Below are 23,957 nucleotides of genomic sequence, written 5' to 3'. Positions count from 1 at the left end.
TGGATCTTGCCGGGCTCGCGGGCGCTGATGCCGCGCCTCGCGGCGTTGTCGTCGGTCGGCGACGCTCCGCGTCGCCTCCCTCCTCCGCCTTGCGATCCACGACACCAGCCCCCGCTCCCTGATCCGGCCTGATCCACACGACAGACCCCAGCTCCCCTGCCGGACGCCGGGCCCCTTCAAGCGGGCGCTCTCCCGGCCGATGACCTGCACCACCTACTATGCAGAGCGGCGGGCCGCCGGATCCCGGGCCCGCCATCGCCAGGACGGCGATCAGGGAGGAAGCCCGGTGCGAAGCCGGCGCGGTCCCGCCACTGTGAGCCGGGCGAAAGCCGGGCGAGCCAGGAACTCCCGCCGTCCGACCTACCGCCCGGGGCGCGGACCCCGAGGAAGGCCAGCCGGCTCATGATCCTGCTCCTGTCCACGTCCGACACCGACCTGCTCAGCGCGCGCGCCGCCAACGCGGCCGAGAGCCCGGTCCCGTACCGCTTCGCCAACCCGGCGCGGCTGCCGCTCGACGAGCTGCCCGCGCTGCTCGACGGCGCGGACCTCGTCGTCGTACGGCTCCTCGGCGGTCTGCGTGCCTGGCAGGACGGCATCGACCTGCTCCTCGCGCGCGACCTGCCTGTGGTGGTCCTCACAGGCGAGCAGGCGCCCGACGCGCAGTTGATGGAGGCGTCGACCGTCCCGATCGGGATCGCGGCCGAGGCGCACGCGTATCTCGCGCACGGCGGCCCGGCCAACCTGGACCAGCTCGCGCGGTTCCTCTCCGACACGGTCCTGCTGACCGGGCACGGCTTCGAGCCGCCGGCCCCCGCTCCGACCTGGGGCGAGCTGGAGCGGACCGCGTCGCCGGCTGCCTCTGCGCCTGCCGACGGGCCGCTGATCGCGGTGCTCTACTACCGCGCCCACCACATGAGCGGCAACACCGCCTTCGTCGACACCCTCTGCTCCGCGATCGAGAACGCGGGCGGCCGGGCCCTGCCGCTGTACGTGGCGTCCCTGCGCGCCCCCGAACCCGAGCTGCTGGCCGCGCTGGGCGCCGCCGACGCGCTCGTCACGACCGTGCTCGCCGCGGGCGGCACGAAGCCCGCGCAGGCGTCGGCGGGCGAGGACGACGAGTCGTGGGACGCGGGCGCGCTCGCCGCGCTCGGCGTGCCGATCCTCCAGGCGCTGTGCCTGACCGGGTCGCGCGCCGCGTGGGAGGAGAGCGACGAGGGACTTTCGCCGCTGGACGCGGCCGGGCAGGTCGCCGTACCGGAGTTCGACGGGCGGTTGATCACCGTGCCGTTCTCCTTCAAGGAGATCGACGAGGACGGGCTGCCCGCGTACGTCGCCGACCCGGAGCGGGCCGCGCGGGTGGCCGGGATCGCCGTACGGCACGCGCGGCTGCGCCATATCCCCAACCCCGACAAGCGGTTGGCGCTCGTCCTCTCCGCGTACCCGACGAAGCACTCGCGGATCGGCAACGCCGTCGGACTCGACACCCCGGCGAGCGCGGTCGCGCTGCTGCGCCGACTGGCCGCCGAGGGCTACGACTTCGGCGACGAGCCCGTACCCGGCCTTGAGTCCGGTGACGGTGACGAGCTGATCTACGCCCTGATCGAGGCGGGCGGGCACGACCAGGAATGGCTCACCGAGGAGCAGCTGGCCCGTAACCCGGTGCGGATACCGGCCGCCGACTACCGCCGCTGGTACGGGCAACTGCCCGCCGTGCTGCGGGAGTCGGTCGAGCGGCACTGGGGGCCGCCGCCGGGCGAGATGTTCCTGGACCGCAGCCGGACCGCCAACGGCGGTGACCCGGACGGCGACATCGTCCTGGCCGCACTGCGCCGGGGCAATCTGCTGATCCTCATCCAGCCGCCGCGCGGCTTCGGCGAGAACCCCATCGCGATCTACCACGACCCCGATCTGCCGCCTTCCCACCACTACTTGGCCGCCTACCGGTGGATCCAGGCGGCGCGCGAGGACGGCGGCTTCGGCGCCGACGCGATGATCCACCTCGGCAAGCACGGCAACCTGGAATGGCTGCCCGGCAAGAACGCCGGCCTGTCCGCCGCCTGCGCGCCGGACGCGGCCCTCGGCGATCTGCCGCTGATCTACCCGTTCCTCGTCAACGACCCGGGCGAGGGCACCCAGGCCAAGCGCCGGGTGCACGCGACGCTCGTGGACCACCTCGTACCGCCGATGGCCCGCGCCGAGTCGTACGGCGACATCGCGCGCCTTGAGCAACTGCTCGACGAGCACGCGGCCATCGCGTCGATGGACCCGGCGAAGCTGCCCGCGATCCGCGCCCAGATCTGGACGCTGATCCAGGCCGCCAAGCTCGACCACGACCTCGGCCTTGAGGACCGGCCCGACGACGACGGCTTCGACGAGTTCATCCTCCATGTCGACGGCTGGCTCTGCGAGATCAAGGACGCGCAGATCCGCGACGGGCTGCACGTCCTGGGCGGCGCCCCGGCCGGCGACGCGCGCGTCAGTCTCGTCCTGGCGATCCTGCGCGCCCGGCAGATCTGGGGCGGTACGACCTCGCTGCCCGGACTGCGCGAGGCGCTCGGCCTGGACGAGTCGGCGGCGACCCGCACCACGGCCGACGAGGCGGAGGAGCGGGCGCGTGCGCTCGTCCAGGCGATGGAGGACGCGGACTGGGACCCGGCCGCCGTCGCCGGCGTAACGGACGGGCACGGCAAGGCCGTTGCCGACATCCTGGAGTTCGCGGCCCGCGAGGTCGTGCCGCGGCTCGCCGCGACGACGGACGAGATCGACCACGCCGTCCTCGCGCTGAACGGCGGCTTCGTACCGTCGGGTCCCTCCGGATCGCCGCTGCGCGGCCTGGTCAACGTCCTGCCGACGGGCCGCAACTTCTACTCCGTCGACCCCAAGGCCGTACCGTCCAGGCTCGCCTGGGAGACCGGCCAGGCGCTCGCCGAATCCCTCCTGGAGCGCTACCGCACCGACAACGGCGACTGGCCGACCTCGGTCGGGCTCTCGCTGTGGGGCACGAGCGCGATGCGCACCTCGGGCGACGACATCGCCGAGGCGCTGGCGCTGCTGGGGATCCGGCCGGTCTGGGACGACGCTTCGCGGCGCGTGACGGGCCTTGAGCCGGTCTCCGCAGTCGAGTTGGGCCGCCCCCGCATCGACGTCACGCTGCGCATCAGCGGCTTCTTCCGCGACGCCTTCCCGCACGCCATCGGGCTGCTGGACGACGCCGTACGGCTCGCCGCCTCACTGGACGAGCCCGCCGACGCCAACTACATCCGCGCGCACGCCCAGGCCGACCTCGCGGAGCACGGCGACGAACGCCGCGCCACGACCCGTATCTTCGGCTCCCGGCCCGGCACGTACGGCGCGGGCATCCTCCAGCTCATCGACAGCCGGGACTGGCGCACCGACGCCGACCTGGCCGAGGTCTACACGGTGTGGGGCGGGTACGCGTACGGCCGCGAACTCGACGGGCGGCCCGCGCGCGGGGAGATGGAGACGGCGTACAAGCGCATCGCCGTCGCCGCGAAGAACACCGACACCCGCGAGCACGACATCGCGGACTCCGACGACTACTTCCAGTACCACGGCGGCATGGTCGCGACCGTGCGCGCGCTCAAGGGCACGGCGCCCGAGGCGTACATCGGCGACTCGACCCGGCCCGAGACGGTCCGCACCCGCACCCTGGTCGAGGAGACGTCGCGGGTCTTCCGCGCCCGGGTGGTCAACCCCCGCTGGATCGCGGCGATGCGGCGGCACGGCTACAAGGGCGCCTTCGAACTGGCGGCGACCGTCGACTACCTCTTCGGGTACGACGCGACGACGGGCGTCGTGGCCGACTGGATGTACGACAAGCTCACCGAGACGTACGTACTGGACCCGGAGAACCGGGAGTTCCTGCAAGAGGCCAACCCCTGGGCGCTGCACGGCATCGCGGAGCGGCTGCTGGAGGCGGAGTCGCGCGGGATGTGGGCGAAGCCGGACCCGGCGGTGCTGGACGCGCTGCGGGCGGCGTTCCTGGAGACCGAGGGGGAGTTGGAGGGCTCGTCGGAGGGCTCGGCGGAGGGGTCCTAGGAGGGGTCTTAGAAGGCTCGTCGGGGGGCGGGGACGCATAACGGCTCCGCCACCCCGTCAGCCACCGGCCACCCCACGTTCACCGTGCGGTACTTCATGCGCGCCTATGGTCCTGGCGATGCCTTGCCGATGCCTTGGCAAAGCCGGGTAAAGACTCACTAGGAGCTGTTGTGAACACACGCGTGCGTAATACACGGATGTGGGGTGCGTCGGGGGCGGCAGCGGCGGCCGCGGTCGTGGCGACCATGGTGATCAGCCCGACGTTCGGAGCCTCGGCGAGCGCCCCGCAGGTCGCGGCGAAGGCCAAGGCCCCGAAGGCGAAGAACGTCATCTTCATCAACGGCGACGGCATGGGCGCCGCCGCACGCGAGGCCGCCCGGCTGAACCTGACCGGTCTGTACGGTCAGCTCAACATGGACAAGCTGACCAACTCCGGCCAGCTGACCACCACTCCGGACGACCCGAAGGCCGTCATCACGGACTCGGCCGCCGCCGCCACCGCCTGGGCGACGGGTGAGAAGACGTACAACGGCGCGATCAGCGTCGACGTCGACGGCAACCGTCTCGCCACGCTCGGCCAGCAGGCCAAGTCGGCAGGCAAGGCCACAGGTCTCGTCACCACGGCGCAGGTCACCGACGCCTCGCCCGCCGCCTTCTTCGCCAACAGCGCGGACCGCAGCAAGCAGGACGACATCGCGCGCCAGTACCTCGACGTCAGCAAGCCCGACGTGATCCTGGGCGGCGGCGAGGACTGGTGGCTGCCGAAGGGCACCCCGGGCGCGTTCAAGGACAAGCCCGCCGAGGACCCGGCCGAGGGCAGCGTCGGCACCCAGGGCAACCTCATCAACAAGGCCAAGAAGGCCGGTTACTCGTACGTCTCCAGCGCCAAGCAGCTCGACAAGGCCAAGAACGGCAAGATCCTGGGCCTGTTCAGCAACGAGGAGATGTTCCAGCAGCGCCCCGAGGGCCAGGGCGACATCTACAAGCCGGTCGTCGACCTGCCGACCATGACGACCAAGGCCCTGGGCAGCCTGGAGAAGAACAAGAAGGGCTTCTTCCTCATGGTCGAGGAGGAGGGCACCGACGAGTTCGCGCACTCCAACAACGGTGCCAAGCTGCTGCAGTCGATGCGGCAGCTGGAGAAGACGGTCGCGGTCGCCCGCGCGTACGTGGCGACGCACCCCGACACCCTGCTCGTCGTCACCGCCGACCACGAGACGGGCGGCCTGGCGGTCGAGGAGACCGACACGGCCGACGAGTCGGGCGACGGGATCTCGGCCGAGGACGGTCCGTTCTCGATCCGGGGCAGCGAGAAGAAGTTCTACCTCGACTGGACGACGTCGGGCCACACGAGCGTGGACGTCGCGGTGACGGCGAGCGGCCCGCTCTCGGACCGCTTCTCGGGCAAGCACCCGAACACGTACGTGCACGACGTGCTGTCGGAGGTCCTGGCGCCCCGCCGCTGACCGCGTACGACCTGCATGCCGGCCCCGGGAAACGCGCGAGCGGTCCCGGGGCCGGCCGGTCTAGGCTGACCGGAATGACCGCGAACACATCCGAGGCCGGCCCCGGGACGAGACCCTTCCTGTACGTGGTCGTCTGCGCGTCCGGGATCGCCGGCGGCGTCGGCGAACTCATCACCGCGGCCCAGCGACAGGGCTGGGACGTGGGCGTGGTGGCGACCCCGCAGGGCCTGGGCTTCATCGACGCGAAGGCGATCGAGGCGCAGACGGGTTACCCGATCCGCTCGGCCTGGCGCCGCCCCGGCGACCCACGCCCCCTGCCGGACCCGGACGCCATCGCGGTCGCCCCCGCCACGTTCAACACGATCAACAAGTGGGCGGCGGGCGTCTCCGACACCCTGGCCCTCGGCATCCTCTGCGAGGCCCACGGCCTGCGCGTCCCCACGGCGGCCCTCCCGTGCGTGAACGCGGCGCAGGCAGCCCACCCGGCCTACCGCCAAAGCCTCACCCGCCTGCGGGAGATGAACGTCCGCATCGGCACGTACGAACCACACGTCACGACGCCGGGCGTCTTCAACTGGACAGAGGCGCTCGACCTGTTGACCCCGAAGGCGCCGGACACCGACACGTACACGTACACCTGGCGGGGCGAGTTCGAGAACAAGGCCCTCAACGACCTCCACGCGGAAGGCTTCGGCCACCCGGCCGAGTTCACCGACTGGCGCACCCAACTGACCCGCCACAGCCTCGGCTGGGTCTGCGCCCGCCGGCACGACACCCTCGTCGGCTTCGTCAACGTCGCCTGGGACGGCGGCTCCCACGCCTTCGTCCTGGACACGGTCGTCTCCACCGCGGCCCGCTCCCAGGGCATCGGCGCGGCCCTGATCAAGGCAGCGGCCGAGGGCGCCCGCGCGGCGGGCTGCGAATGGCTGCACGTCGACTTCGAGGAACACCTCCGCCCGTTCTACTTCGAAGCCTGCGGCTTCCGCCCCACGGAGGCGGGCCTCATCGCCCTGTGACGCGGTGGAGTAGCGTCGCCCCGACGTGGAGCCGCCGGCCGCGGCGGACAGTGACGAGAGGGCGCCGACCACATGGCCGATCAGACCGACCCGACCCAGCCCGCCATGCCGGACCTGCCGGACCTGCCGGACCTGCCGGACAACTGGGGCCGGTGGGGGGCCGAGGACGAACTGGGCACGCTCAACCTGATCACCGACGACGTACGCGCGGCGGCCGCAGCTGAGGTACGGACCGGGCGATGGGCCTCGCTGGCGCAGCCGATCATTCCCCAGCCGATGCTCAGCACCCCGTTCTCGCCCACGACGGTGGAGACCTCGCCCGTCCAGCACATGATGGCCTACACCGGGGTGGGCGTCGCGGCCGATGTGATGCTGGTCGCGAACCACCACGGCAAGTCCACGCACATCGACGCGCTCGCGCACTGGTCGAGCGACGACGAGGTCTACCCCGGCCGGCCGAGGGCCGAGGTCGTGACGGCCGGAGGTGTCACGGCGGCGTCGACCACGGCCTTCGCCGCCGGCATCGTCACCCGGGGAGTGCTGCTCGACCTGGCCCCCGAAGAGCCCCTTCCGTCCGGACACCCCGTGTCGTCCACCGATTTCGAGGCGGCCGAGAAGCGTCAGGGCGTCGAAGTACGTTCGGGAGACGCGCTGGTGGTCCGCTTCGGCTGGCCGGCCCACCCCCTGCTCGCCGACCGTCCGACGCCGGGAGTCAGCGTCGACGCGGTGCGCTGGATGCACAGCCGGGGCGTCTCGGTCTTCGCCGGCGACCGCGGAGACGCGTACCCGCCCCTGGACCCCGGCGGACCGTCCCCGCTGCACGGCGTCGCGCTGGGGCGGCTGGCGATGCCCCTGATCGACGTGGCCGAACTGGACGACCTCGCGGCACTGTGCGCGGAGCTGAACCGCTACAGCTTCATGCTCACGGTCGCCCCGCCCCGCATCCACGGCATGACGGGAGCCCCGGTCAACCCGATAGCCACGTTCTGAGAGGCGCCTGATGGATCACCAGCCGTGGTCCGCGATGGTGGCGGAACCACCGGTCAGAAGGGATCGGTGAACGAGACCGGTTTGCCGGTGGCGCGGGCGTATGCGATCTCCCTGCTCGTGGACTCGCCGATATACCCGCCCGGGTTGACGACCAGAACCCGGTCAGCCAGGTCGATCTTGCGCAGGTGGAGGGCGTCCAGCGCGGTCTTCTGCTCGTCGGCGATCGACTCGCCCGCTTCGCGATCCTCGGCGCGCAGGAAGACGCCTGGCGCGACGACGATGACACCTGCGAAGGTCAGATCACGGTTGGCCGCGCTCATCTCGTCCACGAACCGGGTAGAGCCGCAGATGCAGACAATCTCAGGTCGGTCGGGCACGGTTCAGTCCTTCCTGTAGGTCGGCAGGGGTAGCGGAGTTAAGGGAGTTCGGCGAGCAGGGTGTGGATGCGTCGTTCGATCTCGTCGCGGATGGGCCGTACCGCTTCGATGCCCTGGCCTGCGGGGTCGTCGAGTTGCCAGTCGAGGTACCGCTTGCCGGGGAAGACGGGGCAGGTGTCGCCGCAGCCCATGGTGATGACGACGTCGGACGCCTGAACGGCCTCCGCCGTCAGCACCTTCGGCGTCTCGGCGGACAGGTCGATGCCGACCTCCGTCATGGCCCGCACGGCTGCCGGGTTCACGGTGTCGGCCGGTACGGATCCGGCGGAGCGGACCTCGATCCGGCCCTCGGCGAGGCGGGTGAGGAAGGCCGCGGCCATCTGTGAGCGGCCGGCGTTGTGGACGCACACGAACAGTACGGACGGCTTGGTCCCGGACGCGGGCGGGTTCGGGTCAGGCATGGGCGGGACCGGTGCCTTCCGGGAAGAAGCGGCGGGCGGCCAGGGCCACGTGGACCAGGCCGATGAGGACGGGAACCTCGACGAGCGGGCCGACGACTCCGGCGAGGGCCTGGCCCGAGGTGGCGCCGAAGGTGGCGATCGCGACCGCGATGGCGAGTTCGAAGTTGTTGCCCGTCGCGGTGAACGCCAGGGTCGTCGCCTTCGGGTAACCCAGTCCGACCGCGCGGCCGGTGGCCATGGAACCGGCCCACATCACGGCGAAGTACACCAGCAGCGGCAGGGCGATCCGTACGACGTCCAGCGGCCGGGAGGTGACGGCGTCGCCCTGGAGGGCGAAGAGGACGACGACGGTGAACAGCAGCCCGTACAGGGCGAAGGGCCCGATGCGCGGGACGAGCCTCGTCTCGTACCAGCCGCGGCCCTTGGCCTTCTCGCCCAGGCGGCGGGTGAGGAATCCGGCGAGCAGCGGGATGCCGAGGAAGACGAGGACGGAGCGGGCGATCTCCCAGACCGACACGTTCAGGGCGGTCTGTTCGAGACCGAGCCAGCCGGGCAGCACGGTCAGGTAGAACCAGCCCAGCGCGGCGAACGCGACGACCTGGAACACCGAGTTCAGCGCGACGAGCACGGCGGCGGCCTCGCGGTCGCCGCAGGCGAGGTCGTTCCAGATGATGACCATGGCGATGCAGCGGGCGAGGCCGACGATGACCAGGCCGGTGCGGTACGCGGGCAGGTCCGGCAGGAAGGCCCAGGCGAGGGCGAACATCAGGGCCGGGCCGACGAGCCAGTTCAGGACGAGGGAGGGGACGAGCAGGCGGCGGTCGCGGGTGACGGTGTCCAGGCGGTCGTAGCGGACCTTCGCGAGGACCGGGTACATCATGACGAGCAGACCGACCGCGATCGGCAGTGAGACCCCGGTGACGGTGACCTTCGCGAGCGCGTTCCCCAGGCCGGGGACGAGTCGGCCAAGGCCCAGGCCGGTGGCCATCGCGAGCAGGATCCAGACGGTGAGGAACCGGTCGAGGAACGGGAGTTGACGACCGGCCGTGGTCGTTGCCGGCGCTGCCGGCGTCGCTGCGGCGGTGTCGCTCACCACGCGGTCCCGGCCGGCTGCTGCCCGGCGGGGCGGGTGAGGATCGCGGCGAGCCGGTCCGTCATCCGCGGCAGCAGCCGGTAGTAGACCCACGTCCCGCGCCGCTCGGAGTCGATGAGCCCGGCCTGCTTCAGCAGCTTGAGGTGGTGGGAGATGGTCGGCTGGGAGACGTCGAAGGCCGGGGTCAGGTCACAGACGCAGACCTCACCGCCCGCGCGCGAGGCGATCATCGACAGCAGCCGCAGCCGCACCGGGTCGCCCAGGGCCTTGAACACCTTGGCCAGGTCGGCGGCCTGCTCCTCGTCCAGCGGCGCGGTGAGGAGGGTGGGGCAGCAGCCGTCACCGTCGTCGTCCTGGCCGAGGACCACCAGCTCTTGTTTCGACATGCGTCTATGTTGACGGCTGTCGATACAAGACGCAAGCTTGCATCGACAGTCATCGACAGTCATCGATGCAGGATGTCAGAGAGATCCGGGGAGACAGCCATGTCCCGTGCCCAACTCGCCCTCAACGTGGGCGACCTCGAAGCGTCGGTCGCCTTCTACTCCAAGCTGTTCGGCGTCGAACCGGCCAAGCGCCGGCCCGGCTACGCGAACTTCGCGATCAGCACCCCGCCGCTCAAGCTCGTCCTCATCGAGGGCGAACCGGGTCAGGAGACCCGGCTGGACCACCTCGGCGTCGAGGTCGAGACCGCAGAGCAGGTCACCGCCGCCGCCACCCGCCTCAAGGACGCCGGGCTCGCCACGTTCGAGGAGAACGACACGTCCTGCTGCTACGCCGTCCAGGACAAGGTGTGGGTCCACGGCCCCGGCAGGGAGCCCTGGGAGGTCTACGTCGTCAAGGCGGACGCCGACCGGATGGGCGCCGCCCCCGACGAAGTCCTCGTCAGCGGCCGGGTGTCGACGACTTCTTCCGGGGTGCCCGGCCCTTGTTGCTCTGCTCGTTCTTCTGAGGGCGTCGGGTGAGGACCAGCGGGCCGGACTCCGTCACCGCGACCGTGTGTTCGGAGTGAGCGGTGCGTGAGCCGTCGGCCGAGCGGATCGTCCAGCCGTCCGGGTCGAAGACGATCTTGTTGGTGCCGGCGGCGAACCAGGGCTCGATCGCGATCGTCAGGCCCGGGCGCAGCTTCCAACCACGTCCGGGGCGGCCGTCGTTGGGGATGTGCAGGTCTTCGTGCATCGTGCGGCCGATCCCGTGGCCGCCGAACTCCAGGTTGACCGGGTAGCCGTACTCGGCGGCGACGCCGCCGATGGCCGCCGAGATGTCGCCGAGCCTGTTGTCCGGCACGGCGACCTTGATCGCGGCTTCCAGGGCGACCTCGGTGGCCTCGATCAGCCGCAGGTCCTCCTCGGCCGGGGTGCCGACGACGACGGAGTGGGCCGAGTCGGCGGCCCAGCCGTCGACGGTCACCGCCATGTCCATCGTCAGCAGGTCGCCGTCGCGCAGCTTGTAGCTGTGCGGCAGGCCGTGCAGCACGGCGTCGTTCACCGAGAGGCATACGACGTTGCGGAACGGGCCCTTGCCGAAGGAGGGCGCGTAGTCCCAGTAGCACGACTCCGCGCCGCGCTCCTTGATCCGGCGGCGCGCGTGGTGCTCCAGGTCCATCAGGTTGACCCCGACCGCCGCCAGGTCGCCCAGCTCGGCCAGCACCTCGCCGACGAACTGGCCGGTGACGTGCATACGCTCGATGTCCTGCGGAGTTTTGTGCACGATCACTGCGATCCTCGATTCCCGGGGCGGCCGACAGGTATATTTATACCAGAGGGGTGGAGGGTGTGATGGTTGCCGCCGTACACCCACGCCTCTAGCATGTGGGCATGGTTCGCCATCCGCTCGCCCCCGAACAGATCGAGGCGGGCCGACGCCTCGGGGCCGCGCTGCGGACCGCCCGAGCCGGACGCAGCCCCGCCGAAGTGGCCCTGGCCGCGGAGATCTCGCCCGAGACGCTGCGCAAGATCGAGACCGGCCGGCTGCCCACGCCCGCGTTCGGCACCGTCGTCCGGCTCAGCGAGGTACTCGGCGTACCGCTGTCCGACCTCGCCGCGATCTGGCGCACCGACCCGGCGCTGAGCCAGGCCTCCTAGCCGTCCTGGCCGTGCTAGCCGTCCTGGCCGTCCTGGCCGTCCCGGCCGCTCCGGCGGGGGCGCGGACCCGGTTGCCCCTGCGGGGCGGCCGCCGCACGCTGGAATCATGACCACCGCCGGTTCCGTCCCGGAGACACCGCACAGCTGGGCCGTCGAGCGGCCGGGCCCCATGGACACCGGCCCGCTGGTACGGGTCCGGCGGCGACCGGCCGCGCCGGGCCCGGGGGAGTTGTCGCTACGCGTCGAGGCGTGCGGCGTCTGCCGTACGGATCTGCACCTGGCCGAAGGGGATCTCGCGCCCCGGCACCCCTCGACCGTCCCCGGCCACGAGATCGTCGGGCGTGTGGTCGCCGTGGGTGAAGGGGTGACGACGTTCGGTGTCGGCGACCGCGCCGGGGGTGCCTGGCTGCGCGGTACCTGCGGGACGTGCCGCTACTGCCGGGCGGGGCGGGAGAACCTCTGCCCCCGGTCCGTCTACACGGGCTGGGACGAGGACGGCGGCTTCGCCGACCTGGCGCTGGTTCCGGCCGCCTTCGCCTACCCGCTGCCGCAGGACCAGGACGCCGCCTCGCTCGCGCCGCTGCTGTGCGCCGGGATCATCGGCTACCGCGCGCTGCGCCGCAGCGCACTGCCCGAGGGCGGGCGGCTCGGCATCTACGGCTTCGGCGCCTCGGCGCATCTGGCCGCGCAGGTGGCCCTGGCCGAGGGCGCCACGGTCCATGTGCTGACCAGGTCGGCGCGGGCACGTGAACTGGCGCTCAGCCTCGGCGCCGCGTCGGCGGGCGACGCGTACGACCGGCCGCCCGAACCGCTGGACTCGGCCGTCCTGTTCGCCCCCGTCGGCGACCTGGTCCCGGTGGCCCTGGAGGCACTGGACCGCTCCGGCACGCTCGCGGTCGCCGGTATCCACCTCTCCGACATCCCCTCGCTGAACTATCAGCGCCACCTCTTCCAGGAGCGCGACCTGCGCAGCGTCACCTCCAACACCCGTCAGGACGGCCGGGAGTTCCTGGCCCTCGCCGGTCGCATCGGGATTCAGGTCACCGTCACCCCGTACCCGATGAGCCGCGCGGACCAGGCGCTGACCGACCTGGCGGCCGACCGCGTCAACGGCGCGGCCGTACTCGTACCGGACACGACCTAGGGTTCCGCCTACGCGCGGTCGAGCCGCAGGGTGGACGCCGCAGCCGTGGCCGTCACCATCGAACCGTCGTCACCACCGCCGTACTTGGCGCGGTACGCGGCGTCGACCTCGCCCGTGACCTCGGCCGACGCGTCGCCGATGTCCTCGACGGTGACGTCGGCCTCCAGACCCGGCACCCGGACACGGGCCCGGCGCGACCGCAGAGCGGCACCGAACCAGCCGGTGTCCCGCCGGTACCAGGTCCGCACGTACGTCTGCCCACCGGCGCAGACGACCCAGATCGGCACCCACTGCCGCAGTGTGTCGTCGGAGCGTCTGACCGCGATCTCCAGCTCCCCGGCCTCGCTCAGGAGTCGCAGATCGTCCGAAGACCATGGGTCAGTCATGATCGAGGCCCTCCTCGGCAGTCGGCTTCCACCAGGTCGTCAGCAAGCCTGTCACAACTGTCACCACACAAACCTGGGATCGTCCGGTGGACGTCAACGACATGCCGGGCCCGACATCACGGTGCCGGCCAACGGCTGGGACAACGTGGTCCGCCGGCTCGGCGGCGACCACCTGGTACGCGCGCCCCGGCGCGCCCTGGCCGCCGACCTCGTCGCCGCCGGCACGACGTCCCAACTGACCCACCTGGCCGCCCCCGCAGAACGGTCCGCCGCGCAACAGGTGTGGTACGACGCCCTCACCGCGCCCGCATGGGACGGCCCGCCGCGCCTCCGCCCGAGCCGACGACAACACCTGGAACCGGGCCCGCGGCTGGGCCCTGGCACTGGCCCTGGTCTTCCTGACCCACTCGGCGGACAACCCCCTGATGGCCAAGCAGCTCGGAGTGATTGCGCATTACAGCACCCGAGGTCTCCCTGCCGCCCTTCTTGTTAAAGTGACAAGAAGCGAAGTACCTTACATGGCATGAAAGTTGACGTGTGGTCACCCTCGCCCGTGCTGCTGACGGTCGATCTTGTGATCCTGACGCTGCGTGAGGGGCGACTGTGTGTCCTGCTCGTGGAGCGGGGCGAAGATCCTTTTCAGGGGATGCAGGCCCTGCCTGGCGGATTCCTCAATCACGCCGGGGAGGAGATCTTGGACGCGGCCCACCGTGAGTTGCGTGAGGAAACCGCTCTGCTCGCCGGGTCGGTACATCTCGAACAACTGGCCATCTACGGGGACGTAGGACGTGATCCACGGGGACGCGTCGTTTCCGTGGCTCATTTGGCGATCGCGCCGGGACTCCCCGAACCGGTCGCCGGAACGGATGCCATGGGTGCCGCGTGGGTTCCCGTGGAAGCCGTCCTGTCAGCTGAGGCGGAACTGGCCTTCGACCACCGCCGGATCGTGACGGACGGCGTCGAACGAGCGCGTACCAAGCTTGAATTCTCGGCGCTGGCCACGGCGTTCTGTGGAGAATTCTTCACCATAGTCGAGTTGCAGCAGGTGTACGAGGCGGTTTGGGGCACCGAACTCGACACCCGTAATTTTTACCGAAAGGTACAGGGCGTAAAGGGATTCATCGTGCCCGCCGCTGCGGGACGTAGGACCACGGGAGGGCGCCCCGCGCGGCTTTACCGGGCCGGTCCGAAGACGGTGTTGTTCCCACCACTGATCCGACCTGTGCCGTCTACGACTGAAGCAGCAGACGCGACTGATCAAGAGACGAAGGAGGAAGGGGAATAGATGTCGAAGGATCTGGTGGTGATTCTCACCGCCCTCAATCTCGAATACCAGGCCGTGCGCGGGAAACTGGCCGACCCGCAGGTGCACCTTCATGAGCGTGGGACGCGGTTCGAGGTCGGAACCGTGCGGGGCACTTCATGTCGTGTCGCGCTCGGTCTGACGAACAAAGGGAATCATTCGGCCGCAGTGATCGCGGAGCGCGCGATCCAGGAGTTCTCGCCGGTGGCCGTGTTGTTCGTCGGCGTCGCCGGTGCCCTCTGGGAGACCGCGAAGTTGGGCGACGTGGTGATGGCGACACACGTGTACGCGTACCACGGCGGGACCAGCGAGGACGACGGCCTCAAGGCCCGTCCCCGGGTGTGGGAGGCGCCGCACGGTATCAGCCAGCTGGGCTCGCATCTGGCTCGCGTGAACGACTGGGCCGACGAAACACCTGGTCATGGGCGCGCACCGCAGGTGCGCTTCGGTGCGATCGCGGCCGGCGAGGTCGTACAGAACTCGAAGATCTCGGCCGAGGCACGGTGGATCCGCCAGCACTACAACGACGCGCTCGCGATCGAGATGGAAGCCGCCGGTGTGGCGCAGGCCGGCCATCTCAACGGGGCGCCGGTGGCCATCATCAGGGGAATCAGCGACCGGGCGGACGGCACGAAGAGCAGCGCGAAAGACCGCAACTGGCAGCCACGGGCCGCGGCGAACGCGGCGGCATTCGCCACCCGGCTTGCCGTGGAACTGGTGGGAGAAAGGGAGCAGATCTCCATGTCCGAGGCGGACAGAGACCGTACGGCCGACAGGGACCGTACGGCCGGCAGGGACCGTACGGCCGGCAGACTCGAAGAGCGCGTCAGTAACACCGCCCATAACAGCACCGTTGGCATCATGGCCGGGTCGGTCAAGGGGAGCAGCGTCTACCTGAACTCGACCCCGCAGGTGAGCAGTCCGGCGGACCTGGTCGCGGAACTGGACGATTTTCGTGAGCATCTGAAGCGTCACCACGCCGATGGCGCCCTTGACGACGACACCTACCGGGAGGCGCTGGCCGAGCTGGACTTCGCCCGCCGGGCGGCAAGGGAGAGCATTCCCGAATCGGCCAGGAGCGCGACCATGGCGCTCAAGAGATTACGCGGTCTGATCGCGGACTGTCCCGAGCTGGCGGCCAGGCTGGCACCCTTGGTCGTAGCGGCGGGTGACTTGTCATGAACGACGGCAGCGGCGGCACGCACAATTCGGCCGCGTACGACTCCAACGTCGGAATCCAGGCCGAGACCGTACACAATTCCAATGTGTACTTCGTCCATCCGGATGCGTCGCCGCAGGAAAAGTACAAGGTCGGGGTGCGGTTCCTGGAGGACGGTATCCCCAGCCGTGCTCGCGACATGATCAGCGACGCGATCGCCCACGAATACGACAGCGCGGAGGTCCGTTTCCACTGGGTGCTCGCCATGCTCAGTGCACGCGCTTACCACGACCTCAGCACCGAAGAGATCCAGCGCCTGCACCACGCCTCCGGGCTCGTACGGACGTATGCCGAGGGGGAGTGGAAGGACGCTCTGCGCGTCGCTTTCGAACTGCTGGCGATGCTCAGCACCGCGGACGGTGAGACAGGACGTGTGCTGGAGCGGCTGGAGGCCCTGTCACCTCTCCGGCGTGACGAGATCCTGCATCACCTCGACCTCGTACTCACCGGAGGGCTGAAGGACAGCCTCTGGGTCGAGAACCGCGAGCGGGCCGAAGCAGCTCGCTTCAGCAAGGACCGGGTCCAACGGGTGTGGGCCTATTTCGAAGCCGACCCCATCGGGGCACGGGCCCTACCGCCCCGTCCGAGCACCGCTCCCGCCGCGCGGGCAGCCCTCCCCCTCCGAGCCGGGCTGTTTGTCGTCGTCACCGCAGTCCTCTGGCTTCTGGCGCTGGCCGCAGATCCGGCCGCGGCGGTGATCGAGTTGCTGGTGGCGCTCGGCGCGGGCCTGACCGCGGCTCACTTCGGCCGCCCGTGGTGGTACCAGGACCGGCAGCTGAAGGCCGCAAATCGTGAACTCTACGTCGCACAGACAGGTGATCCCGCCGCTGCCGGCGACGGGTTCACCAAGCGCGTCCGTCATTCGTTCGATCATTACTTCGCCATCCGCACGCCTTACGGGTTCGCCTCGCACGAATGGCTCGGTCACACCTTCCACGTCCGCAATGGCCTCGCCACCGAGATCGCGTATCTGTACCGCGAGAGCCGAATCAGCGTGGACCGGGTCAACTGGCTGATCCGCCATCTCGCCGAGGACGCCCGCGACCGGTTCAACAAAGGCACTCTGTTCGATCAACGCCACCAGAACAAGACGCCGGTGGTCACGAAGGTCCTGTGTGTGGTCGCCGTCATCATTCTCGGCATCTCGACTCTTGCCCTGCTCGCGACAGTGGCCGCAGGCGCGGACGCGTCGCGGGTGCTGCTGGCCATCCTGGCGGTGGTCGGTGCGGTCTGGTCGGGACGCGAGGCCGCGTCCCTGTGGCTGGAGGCCTGGGGTGAGGAGCGTCGAACGGCCGAGGAAACACATCTGTACCAAGAGCGGCTGTACGGGCGGCAAGTCGCGTACCAGAACTGGAAGTCGTTCCTGGACGCCACGCGACCCAGTGAGCTGGAGATGGAGACCTGGCTCACCTGCGACAAGACGCTGTTCGTCGACGAAGCACTCCGCCACTACCAGCTCACCTGGCGCGACCTGATCACCCACACCATCCTGCTGACGCCCGCGCGCCCCTACAAGCGAGGGCGGGTAAAGGGCGGTCCTTGGCGGTACTCGCGCTACAGCATCCGTCTTTTCCTGGTCACACAGGACGGCGTGCGTGAAATCAGCACAGAATTCGATTTCACCGACGCGAAGCGTGGGGACGAGCAGCGAAGCAACTACCGGTTCGACGCGCTGTCCTCCGTACAGGTCACGGAACGCACCCGTACCGGCTACGACCTGGAGCTCGTCCTCACCAACGGGCCGGCCAGGAACATTCGCGTCAAAGACGCCGACACCCATCAACTGGCGCCGGACGAAAACGCCCAGGACATCGCCGAGATCAACCTCAACGCGGCTGGCTTCATCCACACCTTCCGCCTCCTGGAAGGAATCGCGGCGGACGGAAAGGGTTGGATCGAGCGAAACAACCCGAACAATCTTCCGTCCTTCCGTGCAGCCGACTGACTCGTCCGGGCCTTCAGGGCGGGCAGGGGCCGGAACGCCGGAGCCCTGCCCGCCCACGCATCAGCGCAGCCGGAACCCGAGCTGAGGAATGGCCGTGGCCGACACCCAAGACGTCACCGAGAGCAGACTGCTGCTGGCCGAGTACGACCGCATCAAGGAGGAGCAGAAGACCCGCATAGGATTCCGCGACAACCTGCTCTACTTCACACTCGCCGCGTCCACCGCGGTCGTGGCGATCGCCGTCCAGAGCGGCAAGTCTCAACTGTTGCTCGCCGTCCCCGTGATCTGCATGATCCTGGGCTGGACCTACCTGGTCAACGACGAGAAGATCTCGGCGGTCGGCTGCTACATTCGCGACCAGTTGGGACCGCGCCTGGCCGAACTCAGCGACGCCCCCGGCGCGGTGTTCGGCTGGGAGACGTACCACCGCACCGACGCGACCCACACCACGCGCAAGCGACTCCAGACCGCTGTGGATCTGCTCACGCATGTGGCCTTGCCGATGATCTGCGTCACCGCCTTCTGGTGCTCTCCGGCCGTCGAGCCATTACTCGTGATCGTCTCCCTCGCACAGACAGCTGCCCTGGCCGTACTGGGCTGGCAGTTCCTGCGCTACGCGGAGCGGTAGGGCCGTGTCACCTCCCGGCGATGTAATCAGCTCCGTAGCGCTGAGCTGTCCGCCACGCAACCCGGACCGTGCCCCGGTCGTTGCCGATGTGGGTTGGCTCTAACGTCGGTTGCGTCGGCGTGGGCGCCACGGAAGCCAGTTGGCAGCCGCTTCCAGGACATCCACGATGTCCCGTCTGTCGGCACGAATCAATGCGATCACCACGGTCACCAAGAAAGTGGAGAGGAAGAGCAGAAATGCGATGCCCAGCCATGACATTGCATTCGATGGAAGCTGGAAAAATTTGCTGACCACGGCCGGATTCTCCAAACGAAGATCTAGGGCGTTTTGCGCCCTCAAGGTTTGCGAGTGAGCCCGAAGCCTCGTCTGACTAGCCGGAGGCTCTCGCAGGCTGAGTGATGAGGCGAGAGACTCAGTTAGGGCAGAGTGTGACCAGCGGTCGTATCGTGGCTCGCAGTGTTGGGGATTTCCCTGAAGGCCTTTCCCCCTCGGGTCCCCCGGGTGTTGCTTCCGAGGCAGGCCAGAGTTTCGACGGGATTCGGGCTGGCGGAGAGAACCGAGCAGGCACCCGCACGGCGATGCGACGATGGGCCTCGTAGTCCTGTGGATTGGCAAGCAGCCGGGAGGCACGCTCGGCTGTTCGGCGAGGGAAGCGGAGCTGTAGCTCGCCGGCCTGTTCGAGTCGAGGCCGTCCGGTGAAGGTGCACTGGTTTGAGTATTCGGTTTCGCAAGTACAGTGCGAGTCTGTCCAGTCGAGCCCGAGTCCCCAGGCCTCATTGTTGAGGAGATGGAGGAATGTCTCGTGGTGAGATGAGGCGCGCGCTGCCTGGGGCTGGTACTGCGTCTCCAGGATCCATTGCTGCCCAATGCCGACTGGGTTGGTCCATGCCGTGGTGTATAGGGGAATTCCCATGGTTCGCAGAAGCCCGATGCGCCGGAGCAGGCCGCTGGCAAGCCAAGCGGTGTTCCAGTCGGCATCACTGTGGGTGGCTCTACGCCAGGGGCGCGCGGTGTACGCGAGTTCTGCGGCGGTCCACTCGTGGGGCCGTTCGTGGGTGCACAGGCGCAGTCCTGCGTGACACAGTTCCTGATCCGTCTCCCCAAGGCCGCTGCGCCACGCTTTTCGGTGGATCCCGATGATGTGAATCGTGGCGTCCGTGTCGAGGAGGTGCAGGACAAGGCCATGTCGGCCTGTCTCGGTGATGCGGCACCCCGGCACTCCGTAGACCTCGCCGGTAATTGGGTCGTATCGAGGTACGAGGGTGTTGGCCAACTCGGGGGCCATATTGTCACCCTCGACGGCAATCGTGAGGCCGTCAGGGCGTGGATAGACGTACTTGATGCCCCAAGGGTAAATGGGGCTGTTCGACGGCCAGCAGATTCGTCGGACTACCCATTGCTCGAACAATCGCTGGTCGGCGTTGGCCTCCGGAATAAGGGGCTCGCCTTCGCTTGTACGTACAGCCTCGCTCGCCAACTCAACCGGCATGCCGGTAAAGAGGGAAAGAGCCTTGGCGTCACGCGCTCGACTCGTCTGCCGCATGGAGGATCCCTTTCGGCCACAACGCCACCCCCGACCGTGACGCTCGGCGGTTGAGTGGGAGTCCCGCAAGCGCAATACGTTTCCAGCGACGGTGTCAGTTCGACTGTCTTCTGCACCCTCTCGCGCTCCGTTGGGTCGGGGTGAGCGCTGGCGCACGGCATCCGCAATGCCTCACTGCACACCATACGAAAGCAAGTCGGGCCCGCGCAACCGCACGTGGCCTCGCATCAGGTGACGCTGCATCAACAGCGATGTGCTGTTCATGCCCGGGACCCTTCGCTGAGTCTGGAAGGGGATCATTTGCCATCCCGGGCCTTCCACTGGAGCAGGAGATCTGCGCTCTCGGCTTGGGAGTGTCAGAACGTTCCGTCGCCTTTTCTGTCTCCTCGTCGCCGCCGACCGGTCTCTGTGTCCAGCGAGACCGGCACCCGCAGGCAGTCAACGACGCCTTCGCGGAGGACGCACTGCATGGCTGGGGCATATCGGTGCCCGCACAGAAGCGGAACGTGCCCTGACGGCCTGGCGGCGCCTTCCGGCGCACGGCGAGGGCGGGATCCGGGGACCCCGCTGGTTACCCGCACGTCAACCGCGTCAGGGCCAGACCAGGCAGTACGGCTGGTGGCCTGCCTCGTGGAGGCGGTGGCTGAAGTCCTGCCATTCGTGGAGCATCTGGTAGACGTTGAACGCGTCGCGCGGGCCGCCGCGGTCCGGGACCGTGGACCAGATGAAGGCCGCAGCGCCCACGGACTCCTCGCCTATGTCGCGCAGCGGGTCGACCACCGTCATCGGGAGTTTGACCACCGCGTAGTCCGGGTGCAGGACGACCAGTTCCAGCGGGGGGACCTTGTGCAGGGGCATGCCCTGGATGCCGGTCAGGACCATCGCGGCTATCGTCTCGGGCTTGACCTTGCTGAACATGCCGCCCATGCCCAGCTCGTCGCCGCCCAGCTCCTCGGGGCGCATCGAGATCGGGACGCGTGCCGCCGTGGCTCCGTCGGGTGCGCCGAAGTATTTGTACGTCACCCCCACGCGGCCCCCGCTCCTGCTCGTCGGAGGGGGAGGCTCGTCACGTGCTTCCCGCTCGTGGCGCCGGTGTTTCCCACGCCGGGCAGGCTCGGGACCCAGGCCGTCGGTCCCCTCGCCCAGTCCGCCACCGCGATGCATATCTCCACCCGACCACTCGCAGCCCCGGCCGCGCAACCCGATCATCGTGACAGTGACCTCCCCAACGAACGTGCGGTGAAACACCTGTCCGCAAGAACATCCGAGCCTCTGACACCATGGATTCCGTGAGCTTCCCCTATGACGCCCCAGTTTCACAGATCCTCTTCGACCGCGCCGCCCTTGTGACACCTGGCGGCGTGAACTCTCCTGTCCGTGCCTTTCGGGCCGTGGGCGGTACGCCCCGTTTCATGGTGTCCGGTACCGGTCCATATCTGATCGATGCGGACGGCCGCGAATATGTCGACCTCGTATGTTCTTGGGGGCCGATGATTCTCGGTCATTCCCGGCCAGAGGTTGTCGAAGCGGTCCAGGCCGCCGTGGCCCGCGGCACGTCCTTCGGGACGCCCGGGGAGGGTGAGGTCGCGCTCGCCGAGGAGATGGTGGCCCGAATCGGACCCCTCGAACAGGTGCGGCTGGTGTCCTCGGGCACCGAGGCGACCATGTCCGCGATCCGGCTCGCCCGTGGTTTCACGGGCCGCGCGAAAATCGTGAAATTCGCCGGCTGCTACCACGGACATGTCGACGCGCTGCTCGCGTCGGCCGGCTCCGGGGTGGCGACGTTCGGGCTGCCGGACACACCGGGGGTCACCGGAGCGCAGGCCGGCGACACCATCGTCCTGCCGTACAACGACCTCGGGGCCGTACAAAAGGCCTTCGCGGCGAACGCCGGCGAGATCGCCTGTGTGATCACGGAGGCGTCGCCGGGAAACATGGGCGTCGTGCCGCCGCGCCCCGGGTTCAACGCCGGGCTCAAGGAGCTGTGCGCGGCCAACGGCGCGCTGTACATCTCCGACGAGGTGATGACCGGGTTCCGTACGTCGAAGGCCGGCTGGTACGGGATCGACGGCGTCGAGCCCGACCTGATGACCTTCGGCAAGGTCATGGGCGGCGGCTTCCCCGCCGCCGCGTTCGGCGGGCGCGCCGACATCATGGGGCGGCTCGCCCCGGTCGGCCCCGTCTACCAGGCGGGCACGCTGTCGGGTAACCCCGTCGCCACCGCGGCCGGCCTCGCGCAGCTGCGGCTCCTCGACGACGCGGCGTACGCGAAGCTCGACGCCGTCTCGCTGGAGATCCAGGATCTGCTGACGGCCGCCCTGGACAAGGAGGGCGTGGCGCACAGCGTGCAGTCGGCGAGCAACATGTTCTCCGTGTTCTTCACGCCGGACGACGTCCACGACTTCGAGAGCGCCAAGAAGCAGGAGTCGTTCCGCTTCACCCCCTTCTTCCACTCGATGCTCGCCGACGGCGTCTATCTGCCGCCGTCGTCCTTCGAGTCCTGGTTCGTCTCGACCGCCCATGACGAGCGCGCCGTCGAGCGGATCGCCGCCGCGTTGCCGGCCGCCGCGCGCGCCGCAGCCCAAGCCACGGAGAATGCCGAATGACCAGCACCGACAGCACCGACAGCAGGGGCGCCCTGGACGGCGGGGAGGAGTTCACCGTCGTCCATCTCATGCGGCACGGTGAGGTCCACAACCCCGACGGCGTGCTCTACGGCCGCCGCGCCGGCTACCACCTCTCGGAGCTCGGCCGGCAGATGGCCGACCGGGTCGCCGAGCATCTGGCGGGGCGTGACATCACTCACGTCGTCGCCTCCCCGCTGGAGCGCGCCCAGGAGACGGCCGCACCCCTCGTCAAGAGCCACGGTCTGACGCTGGAGACGGACGAGCGGCTGATCGAGGCCATGAACATCTTCGAGGGCAAGACCTTCGGGGTCGGCGACGGCGCCCTGCGCAAGCCCGCGAACTGGAAGTACCTCACCAACCCGCTCCGGCCGTCGTGGGGCGAGCCGTACGTCGACCAGGTCGTCCGGATGATGGGCGCGCTGACCAGCGCGAGGGACGCGGCGCGCGGGCACGAGGCGGTGTGCGTCAGCCACCAGCTGCCGATCTGGATCGTGCGCAGCTTCCTGGAGCGGCGCAGGCTCTGGCACGACCCGCGCAAGCGGCAGTGCACCCTCGCCTCGCTGACGAGCGTCACGTACCAGGGGAACAGGATCGTGTCCGTGGGCTACTCGGAGCCCGCCAGGGACCTCGTCCCCGCCCATCTGCTGGCCGGAGCCAAGCCCGTGAAGGGTGCGGGTAAGGCTTACGGAGCGTAGTGATGTTAGTCATACAAAAGTAAAGATATGACAATTACAAGAACCTCCGCGTTTGCTACGACATCTCACGTGTTGCCGCTTGTAAAAGAGAGGGGCCAACGCATGTACCAACGCGGATGGGGACAATATGCGCGACATCAGCAGGAGGGGTCTGCTCGGAGCCGGAATCGGCGCCGCAGCCGCGATCGGAATCGCGGGCTGCGGCACCGGCCGGACCGAATCACATAACAAACCGACAGGCAACAGCAGCGTCGCCCCCGGTGGACACGGAAAAGCGGCGGGGCCTCCGCACAAGGACGTCAAACTCATCGGTGACGGTTCCACCGCCGACACCGGAAAACAGCCCAACCAGCCCGAGGCGCCCATTCCGCTGGAACCGGGCCAGACCCCGCCACAGTTCGTCATCTTCTCCTGGGACGGGGCGGGTGAAGTCGGCAACGGACTCTTCCCGCGCTTCCTGCAACTCGCCAAGGAACACAACGCGGGGATGACGTTCTTCCTCTCCGGGCTGTATCTGCTGCCGGAATCCAAGAAGGACATGTACCGGCCGCCGAACAACCCGACCGGTGCGTCGGACATCGGCTACCTCACCGACGAGCACATCAGGTCGACCCTCACCAACGTCCGCCAGGCGTGGCTCGACGGCCACGAGATCGGCACCCACTTCAACGGGCACTTCTGCGCGGGCTCAGGCTCCGTGAACAACTGGACCCCGGCCCAGTGGCGTGACGAGATCGACCAGGCCGTGTCCTTCGTCACCCAGTGGCGCACGAACTGCGCCCTGCCCGACGCCGACCCGCTCCCCTTCGACTACGCGAAGGAACTCGTCGGCAGCCGCACCCCGTGTCTGCTCGGCCAGGAGCGGCTGCTGCCCGCGGCGGCCGAACTCGGCTGGCGCTACGACGCGAGTTCCCCCGGCGG

The 23,957-nt window shown here is 69.1% G+C and carries 21 protein-coding genes, 2 pseudogenes and 1 riboswitch; of the genes and pseudogenes, 15 read left to right on the top strand and 8 right to left on the bottom strand.

Features of this window, described 5'->3' with window-relative positions; genetic code table 11:
• Positions 1 to 275 precede the first annotated feature (275 nt).
• A riboswitch (cobalamin riboswitch) is annotated at positions 276 to 348 on the top strand.
• A 54-nt stretch (positions 349 to 402) separates the two neighbouring features.
• The 5 genes and pseudogenes from cobN (at position 403) to HY68_RS07760 (ending at position 7,531) form a co-directional block, all read left to right on the top strand.
• A complete protein-coding gene (cobN, locus tag HY68_RS07775) occupies positions 403 to 4,059 on the top strand; it encodes a cobaltochelatase subunit CobN (RefSeq protein ID WP_041986056.1) in 3,657 nt (1,218 codons plus the stop codon).
• Between the two features lie 170 nt (positions 4,060 to 4,229).
• Positions 4,230 to 5,525, top strand: a complete 1,296-nt coding sequence (locus HY68_RS07770) for an alkaline phosphatase (protein ID WP_241778493.1) — start codon at positions 4,230 to 4,232, stop codon at positions 5,523 to 5,525.
• 74 nt (positions 5,526 to 5,599) lie between these two features.
• Positions 5,600 to 6,133, top strand: a pseudogene (locus HY68_RS44865) (flavoprotein); the annotation flags it as partial.
• Positions 6,122 to 6,541, top strand: coding sequence for a GNAT family N-acetyltransferase (locus HY68_RS44860; RefSeq protein ID WP_241778749.1), 420 nt, complete (start codon positions 6,122 to 6,124; stop codon positions 6,539 to 6,541). The pseudogene HY68_RS44865 and the gene HY68_RS44860, both read left to right, overlap by 12 nt.
• Positions 6,542 to 6,613: 72 nt before the next feature.
• A complete protein-coding gene (locus tag HY68_RS07760; RefSeq protein ID WP_241778492.1) occupies positions 6,614 to 7,531 on the top strand; it encodes a cyclase family protein in 918 nt (305 codons plus the stop codon).
• A gap of 53 nt (positions 7,532 to 7,584) precedes the next feature.
• Here the strand turns inward: HY68_RS07760 and HY68_RS07755 are convergent, their stop codons facing one another.
• The 4 genes from HY68_RS07755 to HY68_RS07740 are packed head-to-tail and all read right to left on the bottom strand — an operon-like array spanning position 7,585 to position 9,848.
• Complete coding sequence (locus tag HY68_RS07755; RefSeq protein WP_041986052.1) at positions 7,585 to 7,908, bottom strand: hypothetical protein; 324 nt, start codon at positions 7,906 to 7,908, stop codon at positions 7,585 to 7,587.
• Positions 7,909 to 7,946: 38 nt separating this feature from the next.
• Positions 7,947 to 8,369: an arsenate reductase ArsC gene (locus HY68_RS07750; RefSeq protein WP_041986048.1), complete on the bottom strand. Its 423-nt coding sequence runs from the start codon at positions 8,367 to 8,369 to the stop codon at positions 7,947 to 7,949.
• A complete protein-coding gene (gene arsB, locus HY68_RS07745) occupies positions 8,362 to 9,462 on the bottom strand; it encodes an ACR3 family arsenite efflux transporter (protein ID WP_041986045.1) in 1,101 nt (366 codons plus the stop codon). Before arsB ends, HY68_RS07750 begins: the two co-directional genes overlap by 8 nt.
• Positions 9,459 to 9,848, bottom strand: a complete 390-nt coding sequence (locus HY68_RS07740; protein WP_041986042.1) for a metalloregulator ArsR/SmtB family transcription factor — start codon at positions 9,846 to 9,848, stop codon at positions 9,459 to 9,461. Before HY68_RS07740 ends, arsB begins: the two co-directional genes overlap by 4 nt.
• A 99-nt stretch (positions 9,849 to 9,947) precedes the next feature.
• Here HY68_RS07740 and HY68_RS07735 point away from each other — a divergent pair, with 99 nt between their 5' ends.
• Positions 9,948 to 10,427 carry an ArsI/CadI family heavy metal resistance metalloenzyme gene (locus HY68_RS07735; protein ID WP_041986039.1) on the top strand — a complete coding sequence of 160 codons (480 nt, stop codon included), beginning with the start codon at positions 9,948 to 9,950 and terminating at the stop codon, positions 10,425 to 10,427.
• Here HY68_RS07735 and map read toward each other — a convergent pair.
• Positions 10,348 to 11,178, bottom strand: a complete 831-nt coding sequence (gene map, locus HY68_RS07730) for a type I methionyl aminopeptidase (RefSeq protein ID WP_041986036.1) — start codon at positions 11,176 to 11,178, stop codon at positions 10,348 to 10,350. The two genes, HY68_RS07735 and map, sit on opposite strands and share 80 nt — an antisense overlap.
• Positions 11,179 to 11,279: 101 nt before the next feature.
• Between map and HY68_RS07725 the strand changes: the two genes are divergently transcribed.
• Positions 11,280 to 11,546 (top strand): helix-turn-helix transcriptional regulator, encoded by a 267-nt coding sequence (locus HY68_RS07725; RefSeq protein WP_041986034.1) that lies wholly within the window; start codon positions 11,280 to 11,282, stop codon positions 11,544 to 11,546.
• 106 nt (positions 11,547 to 11,652) lie between these two features.
• Complete coding sequence (locus HY68_RS07720; RefSeq protein ID WP_041986032.1) at positions 11,653 to 12,690, top strand: zinc-binding alcohol dehydrogenase family protein; 1,038 nt, start codon at positions 11,653 to 11,655, stop codon at positions 12,688 to 12,690.
• Between the two features lie 8 nt (positions 12,691 to 12,698).
• Here the strand turns inward: HY68_RS07720 and HY68_RS07715 are convergent, their stop codons facing one another.
• Complete coding sequence (locus HY68_RS07715) at positions 12,699 to 13,076, bottom strand: DUF2255 family protein (RefSeq protein ID WP_041986029.1); 378 nt, start codon at positions 13,074 to 13,076, stop codon at positions 12,699 to 12,701.
• Between the two features lie 523 nt (positions 13,077 to 13,599).
• Here HY68_RS07715 and HY68_RS07705 point away from each other — a divergent pair.
• The 4 genes from HY68_RS07705 to HY68_RS07690 all read left to right on the top strand — a co-directional run bounded on the left by HY68_RS07705 (position 13,600) and on the right by HY68_RS07690 (position 18,171).
• Positions 13,600 to 14,361 (top strand): NUDIX hydrolase, encoded by a 762-nt coding sequence (locus HY68_RS07705; protein WP_041986021.1) that lies wholly within the window; start codon positions 13,600 to 13,602, stop codon positions 14,359 to 14,361.
• Positions 14,362 to 15,561: a 5'-methylthioadenosine/S-adenosylhomocysteine nucleosidase gene (locus HY68_RS07700; protein WP_041986017.1), complete on the top strand. Its 1,200-nt coding sequence runs from the start codon at positions 14,362 to 14,364 to the stop codon at positions 15,559 to 15,561.
• The gene (locus tag HY68_RS07695; protein WP_198533228.1) at positions 15,558 to 17,543 is read left to right on the top strand and encodes a hypothetical protein; all 1,986 of its coding nucleotides are present in this window, start codon (positions 15,558 to 15,560) and stop codon (positions 17,541 to 17,543) included. Before HY68_RS07700 ends, HY68_RS07695 begins: the two co-directional genes overlap by 4 nt.
• Positions 17,544 to 17,637: 94 nt before the next feature.
• The gene (locus HY68_RS07690) at positions 17,638 to 18,171 is read left to right on the top strand and encodes a hypothetical protein (protein WP_241778491.1); all 534 of its coding nucleotides are present in this window, start codon (positions 17,638 to 17,640) and stop codon (positions 18,169 to 18,171) included.
• 99 nt (positions 18,172 to 18,270) lie between these two features.
• Here the strand turns inward: HY68_RS07690 and HY68_RS42635 are convergent, their stop codons facing one another.
• Positions 18,271 to 18,465 (bottom strand): hypothetical protein, encoded by a 195-nt coding sequence (locus tag HY68_RS42635; RefSeq protein WP_157874297.1) that lies wholly within the window; start codon positions 18,463 to 18,465, stop codon positions 18,271 to 18,273.
• 1,840 nt (positions 18,466 to 20,305) lie between these two features.
• Positions 20,306 to 20,878 (bottom strand): hypothetical protein, encoded by a 573-nt coding sequence (locus HY68_RS07685; protein WP_078863475.1) that lies wholly within the window; start codon positions 20,876 to 20,878, stop codon positions 20,306 to 20,308.
• A 125-nt stretch (positions 20,879 to 21,003) separates the two neighbouring features.
• Here HY68_RS07685 and hemL point away from each other — a divergent pair, with 125 nt between their 5' ends.
• The 3 genes and pseudogenes from hemL to HY68_RS44855 form a co-directional block, all read left to right on the top strand.
• Positions 21,004 to 22,320 carry a glutamate-1-semialdehyde 2,1-aminomutase gene (gene hemL / locus HY68_RS07680; protein ID WP_198533227.1) on the top strand — a complete coding sequence of 439 codons (1,317 nt, stop codon included), beginning with the start codon at positions 21,004 to 21,006 and terminating at the stop codon, positions 22,318 to 22,320.
• Entirely contained in the window at positions 22,317 to 23,036 is a 720-nt protein-coding gene (locus tag HY68_RS07675) for a histidine phosphatase family protein (protein WP_041986003.1), read from the top strand. Before hemL ends, HY68_RS07675 begins: the two co-directional genes overlap by 4 nt.
• Before the next feature lie 127 nt (positions 23,037 to 23,163).
• Positions 23,164 to 23,957, top strand: a pseudogene (locus HY68_RS44855) (hypothetical protein); the annotation flags it as partial.

The sequence above is a fragment of the Streptomyces sp. AcH 505 genome (genome assembly GCF_000818175.1).
In the GTDB taxonomy this organism is placed as follows: Bacteria; Actinomycetota; Actinomycetes; order Streptomycetales; family Streptomycetaceae; genus Streptomyces.
The sequence above is the reverse complement of the archived record's forward strand: the minus strand, read 5'-3'. Positions and strand labels throughout refer to the sequence as shown.